Genomic DNA, 15,290 nt, shown 5'->3' with positions numbered 1-15,290 from the left:
GGGGAGGCTGGCTGAAGCCTGGCTGCCCTGCGACCGTGTCGATCCTAGCAAGATTGCGCAGCCGGAGCGAGGCTCCACGACCGTCCGCCGCGCGCTCCGACGGCGGCTCAGCCGATGGAAAGCTGCGCCACCAGGCCGGCCAGGAACAGGCTGAGTGCCAGGTCGAGCAGCACCAGCCCGACCGCCTGGATGCCGGCAACACCGAGCGCCAGCTGCGCCGCGTACCATTGCAGCCAGAGCGCATAGGCGATGCCGGCCAGGCTCGCCGCCGGCTGCAGCGCCGCCGGCAGCAGCCAGCGCGACAGCAGGGTGAAGACCAGCAGGATGGCGTATTGCAGCAGGTTGACCCAGTTCCAGGTCGCCACCAGCCGCGGCCAGAGTGCGCCGCGTCCCATCCGCTCGGCCATCGGCAGGGCCGCCAGGGCAAAGGCCACCCAGCCGACGACATAGCCGGTGAGCTGCGCCAGCACGGCGCGCGGCGTCGCCAGGGTGCCGCCGACCGCGGCCGCCTCGGCCGAGGCATCGCCGGGCGCGCCGTCCAGCAGCAGCCGCATGATCAGGAAGATCGGCAGGCACAGCGCGGCGGCCCAGAAGGAGCGACCCGCCCCCTCGGCATGGGAGGGCATCCAGGCCAGGCCCTCGGCCTTGCCGCGGGCCAGCAGCAGCGCACCGCGCAGGCCGGCATAGATCTCTCCGACGGGCACAGGCGGCATGCCGCCGTCAGCCGGCGGTCAGGCGGCGGATGACGCCGGCATAAAGACGGGCCAGCGCCCGCAGCTCCTCGACCGGCGTCGATTCATCGGCCTTGTGCATGGTGGCTCCCACGGCGCCGAGCTCGGCCACCGGGCAGTAGCGGGTGATGAAGCGCGCATCCGAGGTGCCGCCGCCGGTATCCAGCTTCGGCGTCACCCCCGCCTCCGCCCGGGTCGCCGCAACCAGCGCATCCACGAAAGGTCCAGGCGAGGTCAGGAAGCTTTCGCCGGAGCAGACGGTGTCGAGCTCGTAGCGCGCCTCCTCCGCGTCCAGGGCGGCGCGCAGCAGGGCGATCAGCGAGGTCGAGGAATGCAGGTCGTTGAAGCGGATGTTCAGCTTCGCGCGCGCCGTGCCCGGGATGACATTGGTCGCCGGATTGCCGACATCGACGCTGGTCACCTGCAGGGTCGAGGGCTCGAACCATTCGCTGCCGGAATCCAGCGGCTGGGCGGTCAGCCGATGCAGCACCCGCACCAGCCGGTGCACCGGATTGTCGGCCCGCTGGGGATAGGCAGCATGGCCCTGTACCCCGTGCAGGGTGATGGCAGCGTTCAGGCTGCCACGGCGGCCGATCTTGATGGTGTCGCCGAGGACGGCCCTGCTGGTCGGCTCGCCGACCACGCAGACGTCGGGGATCTGGCCGTTCTCGGCCATCCAGCTCAGCACCTTCACCGTGCCGTCGACCGAGGGGCCTTCCTCGTCGCCGGTGATCAGCAGCGACAGGCTGCCCGGCAGGTCGCGCGGCAGGCTGGCGATGGCGGCGATCCAGGCGGCGATGCCGCCCTTCATGTCGGTGGCCCCGCGGCCCATCACCAGCCCGTCGCGGATCTCCGCGGCGAAGGGATCGGCGGTCCAGCTGGCCAGGTCACCAGGCGGCACCACGTCGGTATGCCCGGCGAAGCAGAGATGTGGCGATCCCGTGCCGCGGCGGGCGAAGAGGTTCTCTACCTCCTCCCCCTCCGGGCCAAAGCGCAGCCGGGTGCAGGCGAAGCCCAGCGGCTGCAGCGCCGCCTCCAGCACCGACAGCGCCCCGGCATCGGCCGGGGTGACGCTCGGGCAGCGGATCAGCGCCTGCAGCAGCGGCACGGGGTCCATGGCGGCGCTCAGTCCCGCAGCAGCTCGTTGATCGAGGTCTTGCTGCGGGTCTGCGCGTCCACCCGCTTGACGATGACGGCGCAGTAGAGGCTGGGACCCGGGGTGCCGTCCGGCAGCGTCTTGCCCGGCAGGCTGCCCGGCACCACGACGGAATAGGCCGGCACCTGGCCGACGAAGACCTCGCCGGTCGCGCGGTCGATGATCTTGGTCGAGGCACCGAGGAAGACGCCCATGGCCAGCACCGCGCCGTCGCCGACGATGACGCCCTCGGCCACTTCCGAACGGGCGCCGATGAAGCAGTTGTCGCCGATCACCACCGGATTGGCCTGCAGCGGCTCGAGCACGCCGCCAATGCCGGCGCCGCCCGAGATATGGCAGTTCTTGCCGATCTGGGCGCAGGAGCCGACGGTGGCCCAGGTGTCAATCATGGTGTTGGCGTCGACGCGGGCGCCCAGATTGACGAAAGAGGGCATCAGCACCACGCCCGGCGCGATATAGGCCGAGCGGCGCACCACGGCGCCCGGGACAGCGCGGAAGCCGGCTTCCTTGAAGCGGTTCTCACCCCAGCCAGCGAACTTCAGCGGCACCTTGTCGTAATAGCCGCCTTCCATGACGGCGCTGTCCTCCAGGCGGAAGGACAGCAGGACGGCCTGCTTCAGCCACTGGTTGACCTTCCAGCCGCCCTGCCCGTCAGGCTCGGCGACGCGCGCCTGGCCCGAATCCAGCAGCTCGAGGGCGGTCTCCACCGCCTCCCGGTCGGCGCCCTGGGTGGCGGCGGAGAGCTCGGCGCGGCGCTCCCAGAGAGCCTCAATGGTGGCGGCAAGCGTCATGGCAGAAACCCCGATCAGCACGAAATCCGTCGCGCCGGTATCGGGGTCGCCAAAAGTCCTGTCAACGCCGTGCGGCACGGACCGGAAGCCATGCCCCCCGGTCCCGCCGGTCAGGGCCGGATCAGCGTGCCGGCGCCGCCATCGGTGAAGAGCTCGATCAGCACTGCATGGGGAACACGGCCGTCGACGATGACGGCGCCCTTCACCCCCTGCTCGATGGCGTAGATGCAGGTCTCGATCTTCGGGATCATGCCGCCCGAGATCCAGCCGGCGGCGATGCCGGCGCGGGCCTCGGCGACCGTCATCTCCGGGATCAGCTTCTTCTCGGCATCCAGCACGCCGGGCACGTCGGTCAGCATCAGCAGGCGCGAGGCGTTCAGCGCGCCGGCGATGGCGCCGGCCGCCGTGTCGGCATTGATGTTGTAGGTCTGCCCGTCGGCGCCGACCCCCACCGGTGCGACGACCGGCACGATGTCGGCGGCGATCAGCAGCTCCAGCACCTGCGGGTCAACATGCTCGGGTTCGCCGACGAAGCCGAGGTCGAGCACCTTCTCGATGTTGCTGTCCGGGTCGCGGTAGGTGCGGGTCAGCTTGCGGGCGCGAATCAGCCCGCCATCCTTGCCGGAGATGCCGACCGAGATGGCGCCGGCCCGGGTGATGCAGTCGGCGACCTGCTTGTTGACGGTGCCAGAGAGCACCATCTCGACCACGTCGACCACGGCGGCATCGGTGACGCGCAACCCGTTGACGAAGGTCGACTGCACGTTCAGGCGCTTCAGCATCGCGTTGATCTGCGGCCCGCCGCCATGCACCACGACGGGATTCACGCCCATCTGCTCGAGCAGCGCCATGTCGCGGCCGAAACGGGCGGCCGCGGCCTCCTCGCCCATGGCATGGCCGCCATACTTCACGACGATGATCTGGTCATCATATCGCTTCAGGAAGGGCAGCGCGCCGGCGAGAATTTCCATCTGGTTACGCGCGTCGTCGGTCATGACCCTGGCTCTCGTCCGGTCCCGTGTGGCGCTCCGCCTTACGGGAAGCCAGGCGAAAGGGTCAAGGGGCGGGCCGATGACGGCCCGCCCGGTCGGCTCAGCCGGCCGGGGGCGCCGCCGGCTCGGCCAGGGCGGCGAGCTCGGCGCGGAGCTCGGCCATGCCGTCGCCGCTGCGGCTGCTGGTGGTGATCAGCAGCGGATGGGCGGCGGTGTTCTTGCGGATCAGCCCCTGCACCTCTTCCTGGCGGCGCGCCAGAGGTCCGGGCTTCACGTCATCGGCCTTGGTCAGCACGATCTGGAAGATCACCGCGGCGTCGCTCAGCAGCTTCATCGCGGCCAGGTCGCTGGCCTTGGTCTCGATCCGGGCATCCATCAGCAGCACCACGCGGCGCAGGTTCGGCCGGCCGCGCAGGAAGTCGAACATCAGCCCCTGCCAGTCCTCCTTCACGCTCTTCGCGGCCTGGGCGTAGCCGTAGCCGGGCATGTCGACCAGCGCCAGGCGGCCACCCAGGTTGAAGAAGTTCAGCTGCTTGGTGCGGCCCGGCGTGCTGGAGACGCGGGCCAGCGCGGTCTGTCCGGTCAGCGCATTGACCAGCGACGACTTGCCCACGTTGGAGCGGCCGCAGAAGGCCACCTCCGGCAGCTCAGAGGGCGGCAGCTGCTCCAGCTTCTGCGCGGCGAAGTAGAAGTCGCAGGGGCGGCAGAACAGCAGCCGCCCCTCCTCGATCAGCGCCGCGCGCTCGCCCTCGTCGCGCGCGTCGAGCAGGCCCCCGCTCATCCCTTGGCCTTCGCCGGCAGCTTGCCGGCCGCCTTCTCGCGCTTACGGGCCTCTCGCTCGTGGCGCATGATATAGGCCTGCTGCGCGATCGACAGCAGGTTGTTCCAGGACCAGTAGATCACCAGGCCGGCCGGGAAGCTCGCCAGCATGAAGGTGAAGATGATCGGCATGAAGGTGAACAGCTTGGCCTGGATCGGGTCGGCCGGCGCCGGGTTCAGCTTCTGCTGGAAGAACATGGTCAGGCCCATAATCAGCGCCCAGACCGGCATGTGCAGCATCGCCGGCGGATCCCAGGGGATCAGGCCGAAGAGGTTGAACAGGTTGGTCGGATCGGGCGCCGACAGGTCGCGGATCCAGCCGAAGAAGGGCGCATGCCGCATCTCGATGGTGACGAACAGCACCTTGTAGAGCGCGAAGAACACCGGGATCTGGATCAGCATGGGCAGGCAGCCCGAGGCCGGATTGACCTTCTCGGTCCGGTACAGCGCCATCATCTCGGCCTGCGCCTTGGCCGGGTCGTCCTTATAGCGCTCCCGGATCTCGGTCATCTTCGGCGTCAGGACCTTCATCCGCGCCATCGACTTGTAGGCCTTGTTGGCCAGCGGGAAGAAGGCGAGCTTCAGCGCCACCGTGAACAGGAGGATGGCTAGGCCGAAATTGCCGAGCAGCTTGAACAGGTAGTCGAGCGCATAGAAGAACGGCTTGGTCAGGAAATAGAACCAGCCGAAGTCAATCGCCTTATCGAAGTCGGTGATGCCCAGGTTGTCGCGGTAGGCATCCAGCAGGTGCACTTCCTTGGCGCCGGCAAAGAGCCGCGTGGACATCACGCCATTGCCGCCGGCGCCAATCGACTGCGGGGCCGGGGTGGTGAAGTCGACCTGCCACCGATCCTGCCCGCTCTCCGAGACATGCCGCCAGGCGGTCTTCAGCGGCTGCGCCGCGTCGACCGGGCTGATCGCCGTCAGCCAGTACTTGTCGGTGAAGCCGGCCCAGCCGCCGCTGGTCTCCTGGTTCAGCGCGACGCCGGCCGCCTTGGCGGCCTCGTCCTTGGCATGGCTATAGGTCTGCTCGTTCAGGCGGCCGTTCAGCACGCCGACGAAGCCCTCATGCAGGATGTAGAAGCCGGCGACCTGGGGCGTGCGCTCGCGGCGGACGCGGGTCCAGGGCAGCACCTGAACCGGCTCGGCGCCGTTGTTCACCACCTTCTGCTCGACCTGGAACATGTAGTTGCGGTCGAGGCTGACGAGGATCTGGAAGGTCTGGCCCTGGCCGTTGTCCCAGGACAGCGTCACCGGGCTGTCGGGACCCAGGGGGCCGCCGCTGGCGGTCCAGTCGGTCTCGCTGTCGGGGACGCGGGTGCGGCCATCGGCCGAGGACCAGCCCCACTGCGCGAAATAGGGCTGCAGTTCCTCGCGCGGCGCCAACAGGCGCACCTGCGGCGAGCCCGGGGCCACCGTCTCGCGGTAGTCCTTCAGGATCAGGTCGTCCAGCCGGGCGCCGCGCAGCAGCAGGCTGCCGGACAGGCGCGGGCTGTCGATCTGCAGGCGCTGCGGCGCGGGTCGGTTGGCCTGGGCGGCCACCGTCGCATCGGTGCCACCCGGATTGGCCGGCGTCACCGCCGCGTTGGGCGCCGCCGGGGCGGCAGGCGCCTGCTGGCTGACAGCCGCAGGGGTTGGCGCCGGCGGGGTGGTCTCCCGCTTCCAAAGGTCGAAAGCCAGCAGGATGCCGATCGAAATCGCAATCGCGGCGAGAAGTCGCTTCTGGTCCATCGGATCCGTGCCGTCAGGCCTTGGTGTGGGCCACCGCGCGAGGCGGCGGGCAGGGGGAGGACGCCGCGGGGGGCGCCTCGGAGGAATCATGCGGCGCCGCCACGCCAGGCTTCGCGGCGGGCACGGGATCGTAGCCGCCGGGATGCCAGGGGTGGCAGCGCAGGATGCGCCGCGCGGCGAGCCAGGAACCCCCGGCCGCGCCATGCTCGTCCAGCGCCTCGATCGCATAGGCGCTGCAATGCGGGTAGAAGCGGCAATGGCTGCCGATCACCCCCCGCAGGGTCAGCTGGTAGCCACGCACCGCACCCTTCAGCAGCCAGGCCGCCGGATCAGTACGAAAGTCACGCCGCAGCCGGTTCATGGCCCCAAGGGGCCGTCGGCAGCAGCCAGGGGCCCAGGCAGGGGCTGAGGTCCATCCTCGGCCGGCGGGGTCGGGCCTGCCTCGCGCCGCGGCTTGCCGCCAGGCAACACGCCCGCCTGGCGCAGCGCACCGCGCAGATCGGCCTGCAGCAACTCGAAGGGGCGGCCGGCGGTGCCTTCGCGGCCAACCAGGACCAGGTCCCAGCCTTCCGGCGCGCCCTCGCCCAGCAGCAGCCGGGCGGCTTCGCGCAGGCGCCGCTTGGTGCGGTTGCGCACCACGGCATTGCCCAGCTTCTTGGTCGCGGTGAAGCCAACGCGCAGCGGCCCCGCCGTTCCCGGCAGGGCCTGCAACACCAGGCTCGGCCTTGCGGCGCGGCTACCCTTGCCGGCGACGCGAAGGAATTCGCGCCGCCGCTTCAGGCGAGGCGGCGAGGCCATGCAGCACGCGATGCCGGAATGCGGCCTGAGCTCAGGCGGAGAGCTTCTTGCGGCCCTTGGAGCGACGGTTGGCCAGGACATTGCGGCCACCCACCGTCGCCATGCGGGCGCGGAAACCATGCCGGCGCTTCCGGACGAGCTTGGACGGCTGATAAGTACGCTTCACGACGCGCTACTCCGTAAGATCGAGATCGGGACCGCGCCGCCTCCGATCGAGGAACCGCCACGGCACAGACCGGACTGCCTGCAAGCAGGTCCGGCGAAGGTGGCGACGTATAGGGAGCCGCCTCCCCCCCCGTCAACCGCAGACGGCATGGCCTGGCCCCGTCGCAGCGGCCGATGCCCATTTCGAGCAGAAAACCTGCCGCGAGAGACTGTTTTCGCCCTTCCAGCCGCGCTCATGCCGCCCCATCTCTGGCGCGCCAGCCCCCTGCCCGCCGCCTGCCGGACCCCGCGCCAGCCGGCGGCGCCTCGAATCGCAGGGACCGGCGGGGCGGCGCGCTGGCGCGGGGCGCTGACCCCGGCTTCCTGCCCTCCCGCGCGGAAGAGGAATGCGAGCCGATGCCTGACCACGACCTGGCGATCATCGGGGCCGGCGCGGCCGGGCTCTCGGTGGCAGCCCAGGCCGCCGCCCTTGGCCTCAAGGTGGCGCTGTTCGAGCGCGAGGCCTCGGCCGATTCCTCTCCTCAAGGCGGCACTGTCGCCGTCGCCGCCCTGCTCGCCGCTGCGCACCGTGCCGCAGACCTGCGCAACGCGACGCGCTTCGGCCTGTCCATCGGGCCGGTCGCCGTCGATTGGGCCGCCGTGCAGGCGCATCTGCGCCGCGCCGTCGCCGAGGCGGCGCCGCCTGCCTCCGCCGCCGCGCTGCAGCGGCATGGCGTGACGCTGATCCAGGCGTCGGCGCATTTCACCGGCCCTGACCGCCTTGAGGCCGCCGGTCGCGTGCACAGCTTCCGGCGCGCCGTCATCGCCGCCGGCACCGCCCCGGTGCTGCCTGACCTGCCCGGCATGGTCGGCCTGCCCTGGCTGACGGAGGATTCGCTACTCGGCCTGCAAGCGCCGCCGGCGCATCTGCTGGTGCTGGGTGGCACGGCGCGCGGCGTCGAGCTGGCCCAGGCCTTCGCGCGGCTCGGCTGCCGCGTCACCCTGGTCGTGCCGAGCCCCAACCTCCTGGAGACGGAAGAGCCCGAACTGCGCCAGCCGCTGCGGGAGGCGCTGCGGGCGGATGGCATCGAGATCCTGGAGAACAGCCCGGTCGCGGCGCTGGAGCCGGCCGAAGCCGGCCTCGCCGCGGTGCTCGAGGGCGGCGCCCGCATCGCTGGCTCGCACCTCCTCTTCGCGCTCGGCCAGGCGCCGCGGCTGGCGCCGCTCGACCTCGCCGCCGGCGGCATCCGCGCCACCTCCCGGGGCGTCGCCACCGGCGCCGACCTGCGCAGCCTGACCAACCGCCGCATCTGGGCAGCCGGTGACATCGCCGATCCCGAAGGACTGCGGCCCGGCCAGGCTGCCGGCGCGCATGCCGCGGTGATCGCCCACAGCATGCTGTTCCGCCTGCCCGTCCGGCTGGACGGGCGCGCCAGCCCACGCGCCATCGCCACCGCGCCCGCCCTGGCGCAGATCGGCCTGACCGAGGCCGAGGCCCGCGCCGCCGGCCACGACCCTCGCATCCTGCGCCAGCCCTTTGCCGGCAATGACCAGGCCATCGCCGAAGGCGCGACCGAGGGGCTGGTCCGGCTTGTGGTGGATGGCCGCGGCACCCTGCTCGGCGCCGGCATCCTGGGCCAGGGCGCGCCGGAGCTTGCCGGCCTGCTCAGCCTGATGATCGGCCGCCGCCTGCCGCTCGACGCCCTGGCCAACCTTTCCCTGCCGGCGCCGAGCCGCGCTGAGGCAGCGGTGCACGCAGCCCAGTCCAGCGCCGGATCGATCTATCCAGCCACGCCCTTCGGCGGGAAGCTCGCCCCCCCCTGGGCCAGGACGCTCGCCGGCTGGCTGCGCCTGCTGCCCTGACATCCGATCGCTTTCAGCAAGGGAAACTGCGCATGGAACAGAGTCTGAAGGGCCGCACCGCCCTGGTCACCGGCTCCACCAGCGGCATCGGGCTTGGCATCGCCCGGCTGCTGGCCGCGGCCGGGGCGAAGGTGATGCTGAACGGCTTCGGCTCGCCCGAGGAGATCGCCGCCGCCCGCCGTGCCGTGGCCGAGGTGGGTGCCGCCGAGCCGCCGCATTCCGCCGCGGACCTCTCGGACCCGGCCCAGGTGCGCGCCATGGTCGCCGAAGCGGAGACTGCGCTCGGCCAGGTCGACATCCTGGTGAACAATGCCGGCATCCAGTTCACCAGCCGGGTGGAGGAGTTCCCGGACGCCAAGTGGGACGCCATCATCGCCATCAACCTTTCCTCAAACTTCCATGCCAGCAAGGCGGTGCTGAAGGGGATGCAGGCGCGTGGCTGGGGGCGGATCATCAACATCGCCTCGGCGCATGGACTGGTCGGCTCGCCGGAGAAGGTTGCCTATGTTGCCGCCAAGCATGGCGTGGTCGGCATGACCAAGGTGATCGCGCTCGAGATCGCCCAGACCGACGTCACCTGCAACGCCATCTGCCCAGGCTTCGTCCGCACCCCGCTGGCCGAGAAGCAGGTCGCGGCGCTCGCCGAGAAGCATGGCGTCAGCGAGGAGGTGGCGCTGAAGGACTTCCTGCTGGCCAAGCAGCCGAGCAAGCGCTGGGTCGAGGTGGACGAGGTCGCCCATATGGCGCTCTATCTCTGCGGCCCGGGCAGCGGCGGCGTGAACGGCTCTGCCCTGTCGATCGACGGTGGCTGGGTCGCCGCCTGATTTTCTTTCCAGGGGAGCACAGCTGCCGCTCCCTGCCCCGCCGCCGCGGCCTGCCCGCGGCGGCGCCATCCGCCCAGGCCGGCCGCCCCTGGCCCGGGCCGCATGAGGGAGATGGACCATGCCCCTGATCGACGTCCTGCGCCTGGTCGGCGCCGGCATCCTGGCCGTGATGGGCCTGCTGCTGGCGCGCGACGACATCACCCTGGTCACCACCCAGGATCTCGGCTTCGGCCTCTTCGTGGTCGCCGTCGGCTATGGCCTGCTGCTGGTGAAGCGGCATTTCGACCGGACCCTGCCTCGATGAGCGCCAATCCCAGCTGGAACCCCGAGCAATACCTGCGCTTCGCCGATGAGCGTCTGCGCCCGGCGATTGACCTGATCGCCCGCATCGAGCATCCGGGCCCCGGCCGCGTCGTCGATCTCGGCTGCGGCGCCGGCAATGCCCTGCCGCTGCTCGCCGCCCGCTTCCCTGGCGCCGAGATCCGCGGCATCGACGGCTCGGCCGCCATGCTGGCCAAGGCCGAAGCCGCCGGCTTCCCGACCGAGCAGGCCGACATCGCCAGCTGGTCCCCCGCCGCGCCGGTCGATGTCATCTTCACCAATGCCGCGCTGCATTGGCTGCCGGACCATGCGGCGCTCTTTTCGCGGCTGCTCGGCGCCCTGGCGCCTGGCGGGGCGCTTGCGGTGCAGATGCCTGCCATGCACGCCGCACCGCTGCGCGCCCTGCAGGACGAGCTCGCCGCCAGCCCAGCCTGGTCGGACCGGCTCGCCGGTATCCGATCGGCGCCGCCGATCCTGGGCGCCGGCGACTACTACGACCTGCTGCGGCCGCGCGTTGCCCGGCTGGAGCTCTGGTTCACCGAATACGTCCACCAGCTGAAGGGGCCGGACCCCGTCGTGCAATGGGCCATGGGCACCAGCCTGCGGCCGTATCTCGACGCCTTACCGGAAGCGGCGCGGCCAGACTTTTTCCAGGACTATGCTGATAAGCTGCGACCGCACTACCCGGTGCAGGCGGACGGCACCGTGCTGCTGCCCTTCCGGCGGCTGTTCATCCTGGCGTCGAGGTAAGACAGCAAGAAAGCGCGGGGGAAAGTATTCCCCCGCCCCCCTTCTATTTTTATTCAGGCAGGTGGAACAGCAGGCCCTTGAGGTAGGCGCTTTCCGGCAGCAGCGGATGCACCGGATGATCGGGGCCGGCGCCGGTCGTTGCCAGCAGTCGCGCAGGACGCCGCGTTCGGCTGATCCCATGCGCCACCGCATCGGTGAAGTCGCCCGGCGACACGTGATGCGAGCAGGAGGCGATAAACAGAATGCCGCCTGGCGCCACCAGCCCGGCGGCCATCCGTGCCAACCGCGCATAGGCCTTCATCGCCACCGGCTGGTCCTTGCGCGCCTTGGCGAAGGCCGGCGGGTCGGCCACCACCACCTCGAAGCGCTGCCCCTCGCTCAGCATCCGCTCCAGCGTCTCCATCGCCTCGCCCTTCACGGCCGAGACCCGGTCGCCGAAGCCATGCCGCTGCGCCGTGTCCATGGCCAGCGCCAGTGCATGCTCGCTGCGGTCCAGCAGGGTCACCTTGGCTGCACCCGCCGCCGCCGCCAACAGCCCGAAGCCGCCGGTGTGGCAGAAGGCGTCCAGCACCGTTGTGCCGCGGCTCAGCGCCGCCACCCGCAGCCGGTTGTCGCGCTGGTCGAAGAACCAGCCGGTCTTCTGGCCCGACAGCAGGTCGATGGAGAAATCCAGCCCGCCTTCCTGGACCCGCGCCGTGGCGTCGTCGCCCAGAAGCAGCCGGCTTTCCTCGGGCAGGCCTTCCAGCTTGCGTGTGCCGGCATCGTTGCGGGCGACGATGGCGCGCGGCCCGATCAGGTCGCGCAGCGCCTCAACCAGCAGCGGCGTCGCCAGCTCCATCCCTGCGCTGTTCGCCTGCAGCGCCAGCACGTCGTCATAGCGGTCGATCACCAGCCCGGGCAGCCGGTCAGCCTCGGCATGCACCAGGCGGTAATAGGGCGCGCCGACCAGCCGGTCGCGCAGCGCCATGCAGTCGGCCAGGCGCCCGCGGAAGAAGCGCTTGTCCAGCACAATGCCCGGATGCGGCGACAGGAAGCGCGCGGCGATCAGGCTGTGCGGGTTGAACAGCCAGGTGCCGTATTTGGCGCCGTCATCACCCTCCAGCCGGATCGGCGTGCCGGCCGGCAGGGCGCGCGCCGCCGGCGTCATGGCGATCTCGTTGGAATAGGCCCAGGGGTGACCGCCCTTCACCCGGCGGTCCCGCCCGGGCAGCAGGCGCAGCAGCGGGCGGTCGGGGGCGTGGTCCAGGGCGTCGGGGCTGTCGGTCATGCGGCGGGGCTTAGGCGCTTCGGGCAGGCAATGCCAGCCTGGCGCATCAGCCGCGCAATGCCAGCACCACCCCGCCGAGCGTCAGCGTCAGCGCCGTCGCCTGGCGCCAGCCCAGCGGCTCGCCCAGCAGCGCGGCGCTGGCCAGCATGCCGACGATCGGCGTCAGCAGCGTGCCCATCGCCGCCGTGCCGGCCGGCAGCCGCCGCAGCGCGGCGAACCAGGTCAGGTAGCAGAGCGACAGCGGCACCGCGCCCATATAGGCCACGCCGCTCCAGCTCAGCGCACTGACCTGGCCCCAGTCCGGCCGTTCCAGCAACGCGGCGCCGGCCAGGATCGGCAGGCTGCCAATTCCCACCTGCCAGACCACCGAGGTCAGCGGATGCAGCACCAGTGGCCGCCGCTTGCTCAGCACCGCGCCCAGCGCAAAGCACAGCGCGGCGGCCAGCACCAGCAGCACGCCCGGCAGCTTCTCGAGCCCCGCCGAAAGCGATTGGCCGCTCATCAGCACCGCGACCCCGGCCATGCCCATGCCGAGCGCCGCCAGCCGGGCCAGCGTCGGCCGCTCCCCCAGCACCGGCCAGGCCAGCAGCGCCGCCCAGACCGGCATGGTATAGGCGACCAGAGCGCCCTCCCCGGCCGAAAGGATGCGCAGGCCGAGCGTCGAGAAACCCATCCAGGCGGCGTAATTCAGCAAGGCGGCGAGCAGCAGCGCCGGCCGCTCGCTGCGCGGCACCGAAAGCGGCTGGCGCAGTGCCAGCGCCGCCAATGCCAGGCCAAGCGTCGCGATCACCCCGCCCAGGCCGCGCGCGGTCAGCGCCGGCAGTTCCTGCATCACCGTCTTCAGCACCGGCCAGGTCATGCCCCAGCCGGTCGCGGTGAAGACAAGGCAGGCGATGCCAATACGGCGCCCAGCCGCCGCGGCGTCAATCGAGATAGTCGGGCTCCTCGCGCGCCAGGATGCGCTTGACGCTCTCCAGATGCAGCCGGGCGCTCTCGCTGTCGCCGGCGCGCATCTGGTCATAGGTGCGCTGCGCCAGCTCGGCCGGCACCGGCTTCAGCGGACGGTTGGTGGCCAGGGCCAGGCGTTGCACCTCGCAGGCGCGCTCCAGATAGTAGAGGTCATCCCAAGCCTCGGCGATCGAGGGCCCGACCACCATGACGCCGTGGTTCTTCATGAAGACGATGTCGGCCTCGCCCATCGAGGCGGCGATGCGGTCGCCTTCGGCCTCGTCCAGCGCAAGGCCGTTGTAGTCCTCGTCGACCACGGTACGGCCATAGAACTTCAGCGCGGTCTGCCCGGCCCAGACCAGCGGCGGGCCCTCCAGCATCGACAGCGCGGTCGCGTTCGGCATGTGGGTGTGGAAGGCGGCCCGGGCGCGCGGGTTCTTCATGTGCAGCCGGCCATGGATGTAGAAGGCGGTCGCCTCCGGTTCGCCCTCGCCTGCGACCACGTTGCCGTGGAAGTCGCAGACCAACAGGCGCGACGCCGTCACCTCGGCGAAGGCCCAGCCATAGGGGTTGACCAGGAACAGGTCGTCCCGTCCCGGCACCATGGCCGAGAGGTGGTTGCAGATGCCCTCGTGCAGGCCGAGCCGCGCGGCCATGCGGAAGCAGGCGGCGAGGTCGATGCGCGCCTGGCGGACCGCATCGGCATCCAGGTCGGAATTGCGCAGGATGGCGGCGGCGCGCGGCGCGCCCAGGGCATGGGCCATGACGAGTTCTCCCGGAGGAACAGGCCGGGCAGGCTTGCAGAGCCACGCCCTGGCGGCAAGATGCTCGGCTGAACTCGCAAGGGAAATCTGATGTCCGGCACCAATCAGCGGATCGACGCGCAGCGCCTCTGGGACAGCCTGATGGCCATGGCCGAGATCGGCGCCACGCCCAAGGGCGGCGTGAAGCGGTTGACCCTGACCGAGGTCGACAAGGCCGGCCGCCAGCGCTTTTCCGAATGGTGCCAGGCGGTCGGGTTGACGGTCCGGGTGGACGCCATCGGCAATATGTTTGCCCGCCGCGAGGGCCGCGACCCGGCGCGCAAGCCCGTGCTGCTGGGCAGCCACCTGGACAGCCAACCCTCGGGCGGCAAGTTCGACGGCGCCCTTGGCGTTATCGCCGGGCTGGAGGTGATGCGCACCCTGCATGGCCTGAACATCCAGACCGAGGCGCCGATCGAGCTCGTCAACTGGACCGACGAGGAAGGCAGCCGCTTCGGCCATTCGCTGATGGGCAGCGGCGCCTGGGCCGGCATCTACACGCTGGAGAAGGTCTATGGCCTGGCCGATGTCGAGGGCGTCACCGTCGGCGAGGCGCTGGAGGCGATCGGCTACAAGGGCGAGCACCCGGCCCGCCCCTTCCCGGCCGACGCCTATTTCGAGTTGCATATCGAGCAGGGTCCAATCCTGGAGCGCGAGAGCAAGCAGATCGGCATCGTCACCGGCGCCCAGGCCCAGGTCTGGTACGACGCGGTGATCACTGGCCAGGACGCCCATGCCGGCACCACGCCGCCCTCCGCCCGGCGCGATGCGCTGCTCGCGGCGGCGCGGCTGATCGAGCGGGTCGATGCGCTGATGCGCGAGCGCGGCGAGGATGGCCGCGGCACCGTTGGCCAGCTGCATGTCCTGCCCAACAGCCGCAACGTCATCCCCGGCGAGGTGCGCTTCTCCATCGAGTTCCGCCATCCGGACAATGCGGTGATCGAGCACCTGGCCGGAAGCTTCCCCGCCGAGGCGGCCGCCCTGGTTGCCACCAATGGCTGCGCGCTGGAGCTAACGGAGCTGTTCCGCATCCCGATGCAGCCCTTCGACGCCGGCTGCGTCGAGCTGGTGCGGCAGGGCGCGGCCCGGCTGGGCTATTCGGCGCGGGAGATCGTCTCCGGCGCCGGTCATGACGCGGTCTATGTGGCGCGCAGCGTGCCGACCGCGATGATCTTCACCCCCTGCAAGGACGGGCTGTCACACAACGAGGCCGAGAGCATCCTGCCGGAGGAGGCCGCCGCCGGCTGCCAGGTGTTGTTCGAGGCCGTCCTGGCCCGGGCGAATCGAACCCTATGACGCCGCGCCGCAACCCAGGATTGCGGATTTCGGTACAAGCGGCAGGCCAGCAACCG

General features: G+C 70.8%; 17 protein-coding genes. 5 read left to right on the top strand and 12 right to left on the bottom strand.

Annotated elements, in window-relative coordinates; translation table 11 throughout:
* Positions 1–107: 107 nt before the first annotated feature.
* The 9 genes from BKE38_RS02200 to rpmH form a co-directional block, all read right to left on the bottom strand.
* Positions 108–713, bottom strand: a complete 606-nt coding sequence (locus BKE38_RS02200; protein ID WP_076955736.1) for a hypothetical protein — start codon at positions 711–713, stop codon at positions 108–110.
* 7 nt (positions 714–720) lie between these two features.
* Complete coding sequence (gene dapE, locus BKE38_RS02195; protein WP_076955735.1) at positions 721–1,848, bottom strand: succinyl-diaminopimelate desuccinylase; 1,128 nt, start codon at positions 1,846–1,848, stop codon at positions 721–723.
* A gap of 8 nt (positions 1,849–1,856) precedes the next feature.
* Complete coding sequence (gene dapD, locus BKE38_RS02190) at positions 1,857–2,678, bottom strand: 2,3,4,5-tetrahydropyridine-2,6-dicarboxylate N-succinyltransferase (protein ID WP_076955734.1); 822 nt, start codon at positions 2,676–2,678, stop codon at positions 1,857–1,859.
* A gap of 110 nt (positions 2,679–2,788) precedes the next feature.
* Entirely contained in the window at positions 2,789–3,673 is an 885-nt protein-coding gene (gene argB / locus BKE38_RS02185) for an acetylglutamate kinase (protein ID WP_076955733.1), read from the bottom strand.
* 97 nt (positions 3,674–3,770) lie between these two features.
* Positions 3,771–4,451, bottom strand: a complete 681-nt coding sequence (yihA, locus tag BKE38_RS02180) for a ribosome biogenesis GTP-binding protein YihA/YsxC (RefSeq protein ID WP_076955732.1) — start codon at positions 4,449–4,451, stop codon at positions 3,771–3,773.
* A complete protein-coding gene (yidC, locus tag BKE38_RS02175) occupies positions 4,448–6,220 on the bottom strand; it encodes a membrane protein insertase YidC (RefSeq protein ID WP_076955731.1) in 1,773 nt (590 codons plus the stop codon). Before yidC ends, yihA begins: the two co-directional genes overlap by 4 nt.
* 13 nt (positions 6,221–6,233) lie before the next feature.
* Positions 6,234–6,581 carry a membrane protein insertion efficiency factor YidD gene (gene yidD / locus BKE38_RS02170; RefSeq protein WP_076955730.1) on the bottom strand — a complete coding sequence of 116 codons (348 nt, stop codon included), beginning with the start codon at positions 6,579–6,581 and terminating at the stop codon, positions 6,234–6,236.
* Positions 6,578–7,018: a ribonuclease P protein component gene (gene rnpA, locus BKE38_RS02165; RefSeq protein ID WP_076955729.1), complete on the bottom strand. Its 441-nt coding sequence runs from the start codon at positions 7,016–7,018 to the stop codon at positions 6,578–6,580. Before rnpA ends, yidD begins: the two co-directional genes overlap by 4 nt.
* 31 nt (positions 7,019–7,049) lie before the next feature.
* Complete coding sequence (gene rpmH, locus BKE38_RS02160) at positions 7,050–7,184, bottom strand: 50S ribosomal protein L34 (protein ID WP_076955728.1); 135 nt, start codon at positions 7,182–7,184, stop codon at positions 7,050–7,052.
* Between the two features lie 395 nt (positions 7,185–7,579).
* Here rpmH and BKE38_RS02155 point away from each other — a divergent pair, with 395 nt between their 5' ends.
* The 4 genes from BKE38_RS02155 (at position 7,580) to BKE38_RS02140 (ending at position 10,920) form a co-directional block, all read left to right on the top strand.
* Positions 7,580–9,025, top strand: coding sequence for a dihydrolipoyl dehydrogenase family protein (locus BKE38_RS02155; protein WP_076955727.1), 1,446 nt, complete (start codon positions 7,580–7,582; stop codon positions 9,023–9,025).
* A 32-nt stretch (positions 9,026–9,057) separates the two neighbouring features.
* Positions 9,058–9,849, top strand: a complete 792-nt coding sequence (locus BKE38_RS02150) for a 3-hydroxybutyrate dehydrogenase (protein ID WP_076955726.1) — start codon at positions 9,058–9,060, stop codon at positions 9,847–9,849.
* A gap of 118 nt (positions 9,850–9,967) precedes the next feature.
* Positions 9,968–10,153, top strand: a complete 186-nt coding sequence (locus BKE38_RS02145) for a hypothetical protein (protein ID WP_076955725.1) — start codon at positions 9,968–9,970, stop codon at positions 10,151–10,153.
* Positions 10,150–10,920: a methyltransferase domain-containing protein gene (locus tag BKE38_RS02140; RefSeq protein WP_076955724.1), complete on the top strand. Its 771-nt coding sequence runs from the start codon at positions 10,150–10,152 to the stop codon at positions 10,918–10,920. The genes BKE38_RS02145 and BKE38_RS02140 overlap by 4 nt, the downstream gene beginning before the upstream one ends.
* Before the next feature lie 49 nt (positions 10,921–10,969).
* On the opposite strand, the gene BKE38_RS02135 is transcribed toward BKE38_RS02140, so the two are convergent.
* From BKE38_RS02135 to BKE38_RS02125, 3 genes are read right to left on the bottom strand one after another with little or no spacing between them, the layout of a single operon-like run.
* Positions 10,970–12,187 (bottom strand): class I SAM-dependent rRNA methyltransferase, encoded by a 1,218-nt coding sequence (locus tag BKE38_RS02135; RefSeq protein ID WP_076955723.1) that lies wholly within the window; start codon positions 12,185–12,187, stop codon positions 10,970–10,972.
* A 46-nt stretch (positions 12,188–12,233) separates the two neighbouring features.
* The gene (locus BKE38_RS02130; protein WP_083747242.1) at positions 12,234–13,208 is read right to left on the bottom strand and encodes a DMT family transporter; all 975 of its coding nucleotides are present in this window, start codon (positions 13,206–13,208) and stop codon (positions 12,234–12,236) included.
* Entirely contained in the window at positions 13,111–13,899 is a 789-nt protein-coding gene (locus BKE38_RS02125) for an aldolase (protein ID WP_076955722.1), read from the bottom strand. Before BKE38_RS02125 ends, BKE38_RS02130 begins: the two co-directional genes overlap by 98 nt.
* A gap of 90 nt (positions 13,900–13,989) precedes the next feature.
* Between BKE38_RS02125 and BKE38_RS02120 the strand changes: the two genes are divergently transcribed.
* A complete protein-coding gene (locus tag BKE38_RS02120) occupies positions 13,990–15,234 on the top strand; it encodes a Zn-dependent hydrolase (RefSeq protein ID WP_076955721.1) in 1,245 nt (414 codons plus the stop codon).
* Positions 15,235–15,290 lie beyond the last annotated feature (56 nt).

The organism is Teichococcus deserti (assembly GCF_001982615.1).
In the GTDB taxonomy this organism is placed as follows: domain Bacteria; phylum Pseudomonadota; class Alphaproteobacteria; order Acetobacterales; family Acetobacteraceae; genus Pseudoroseomonas; species Pseudoroseomonas deserti.
This window is presented reverse-complemented; position numbering and strand designations above follow the sequence as displayed.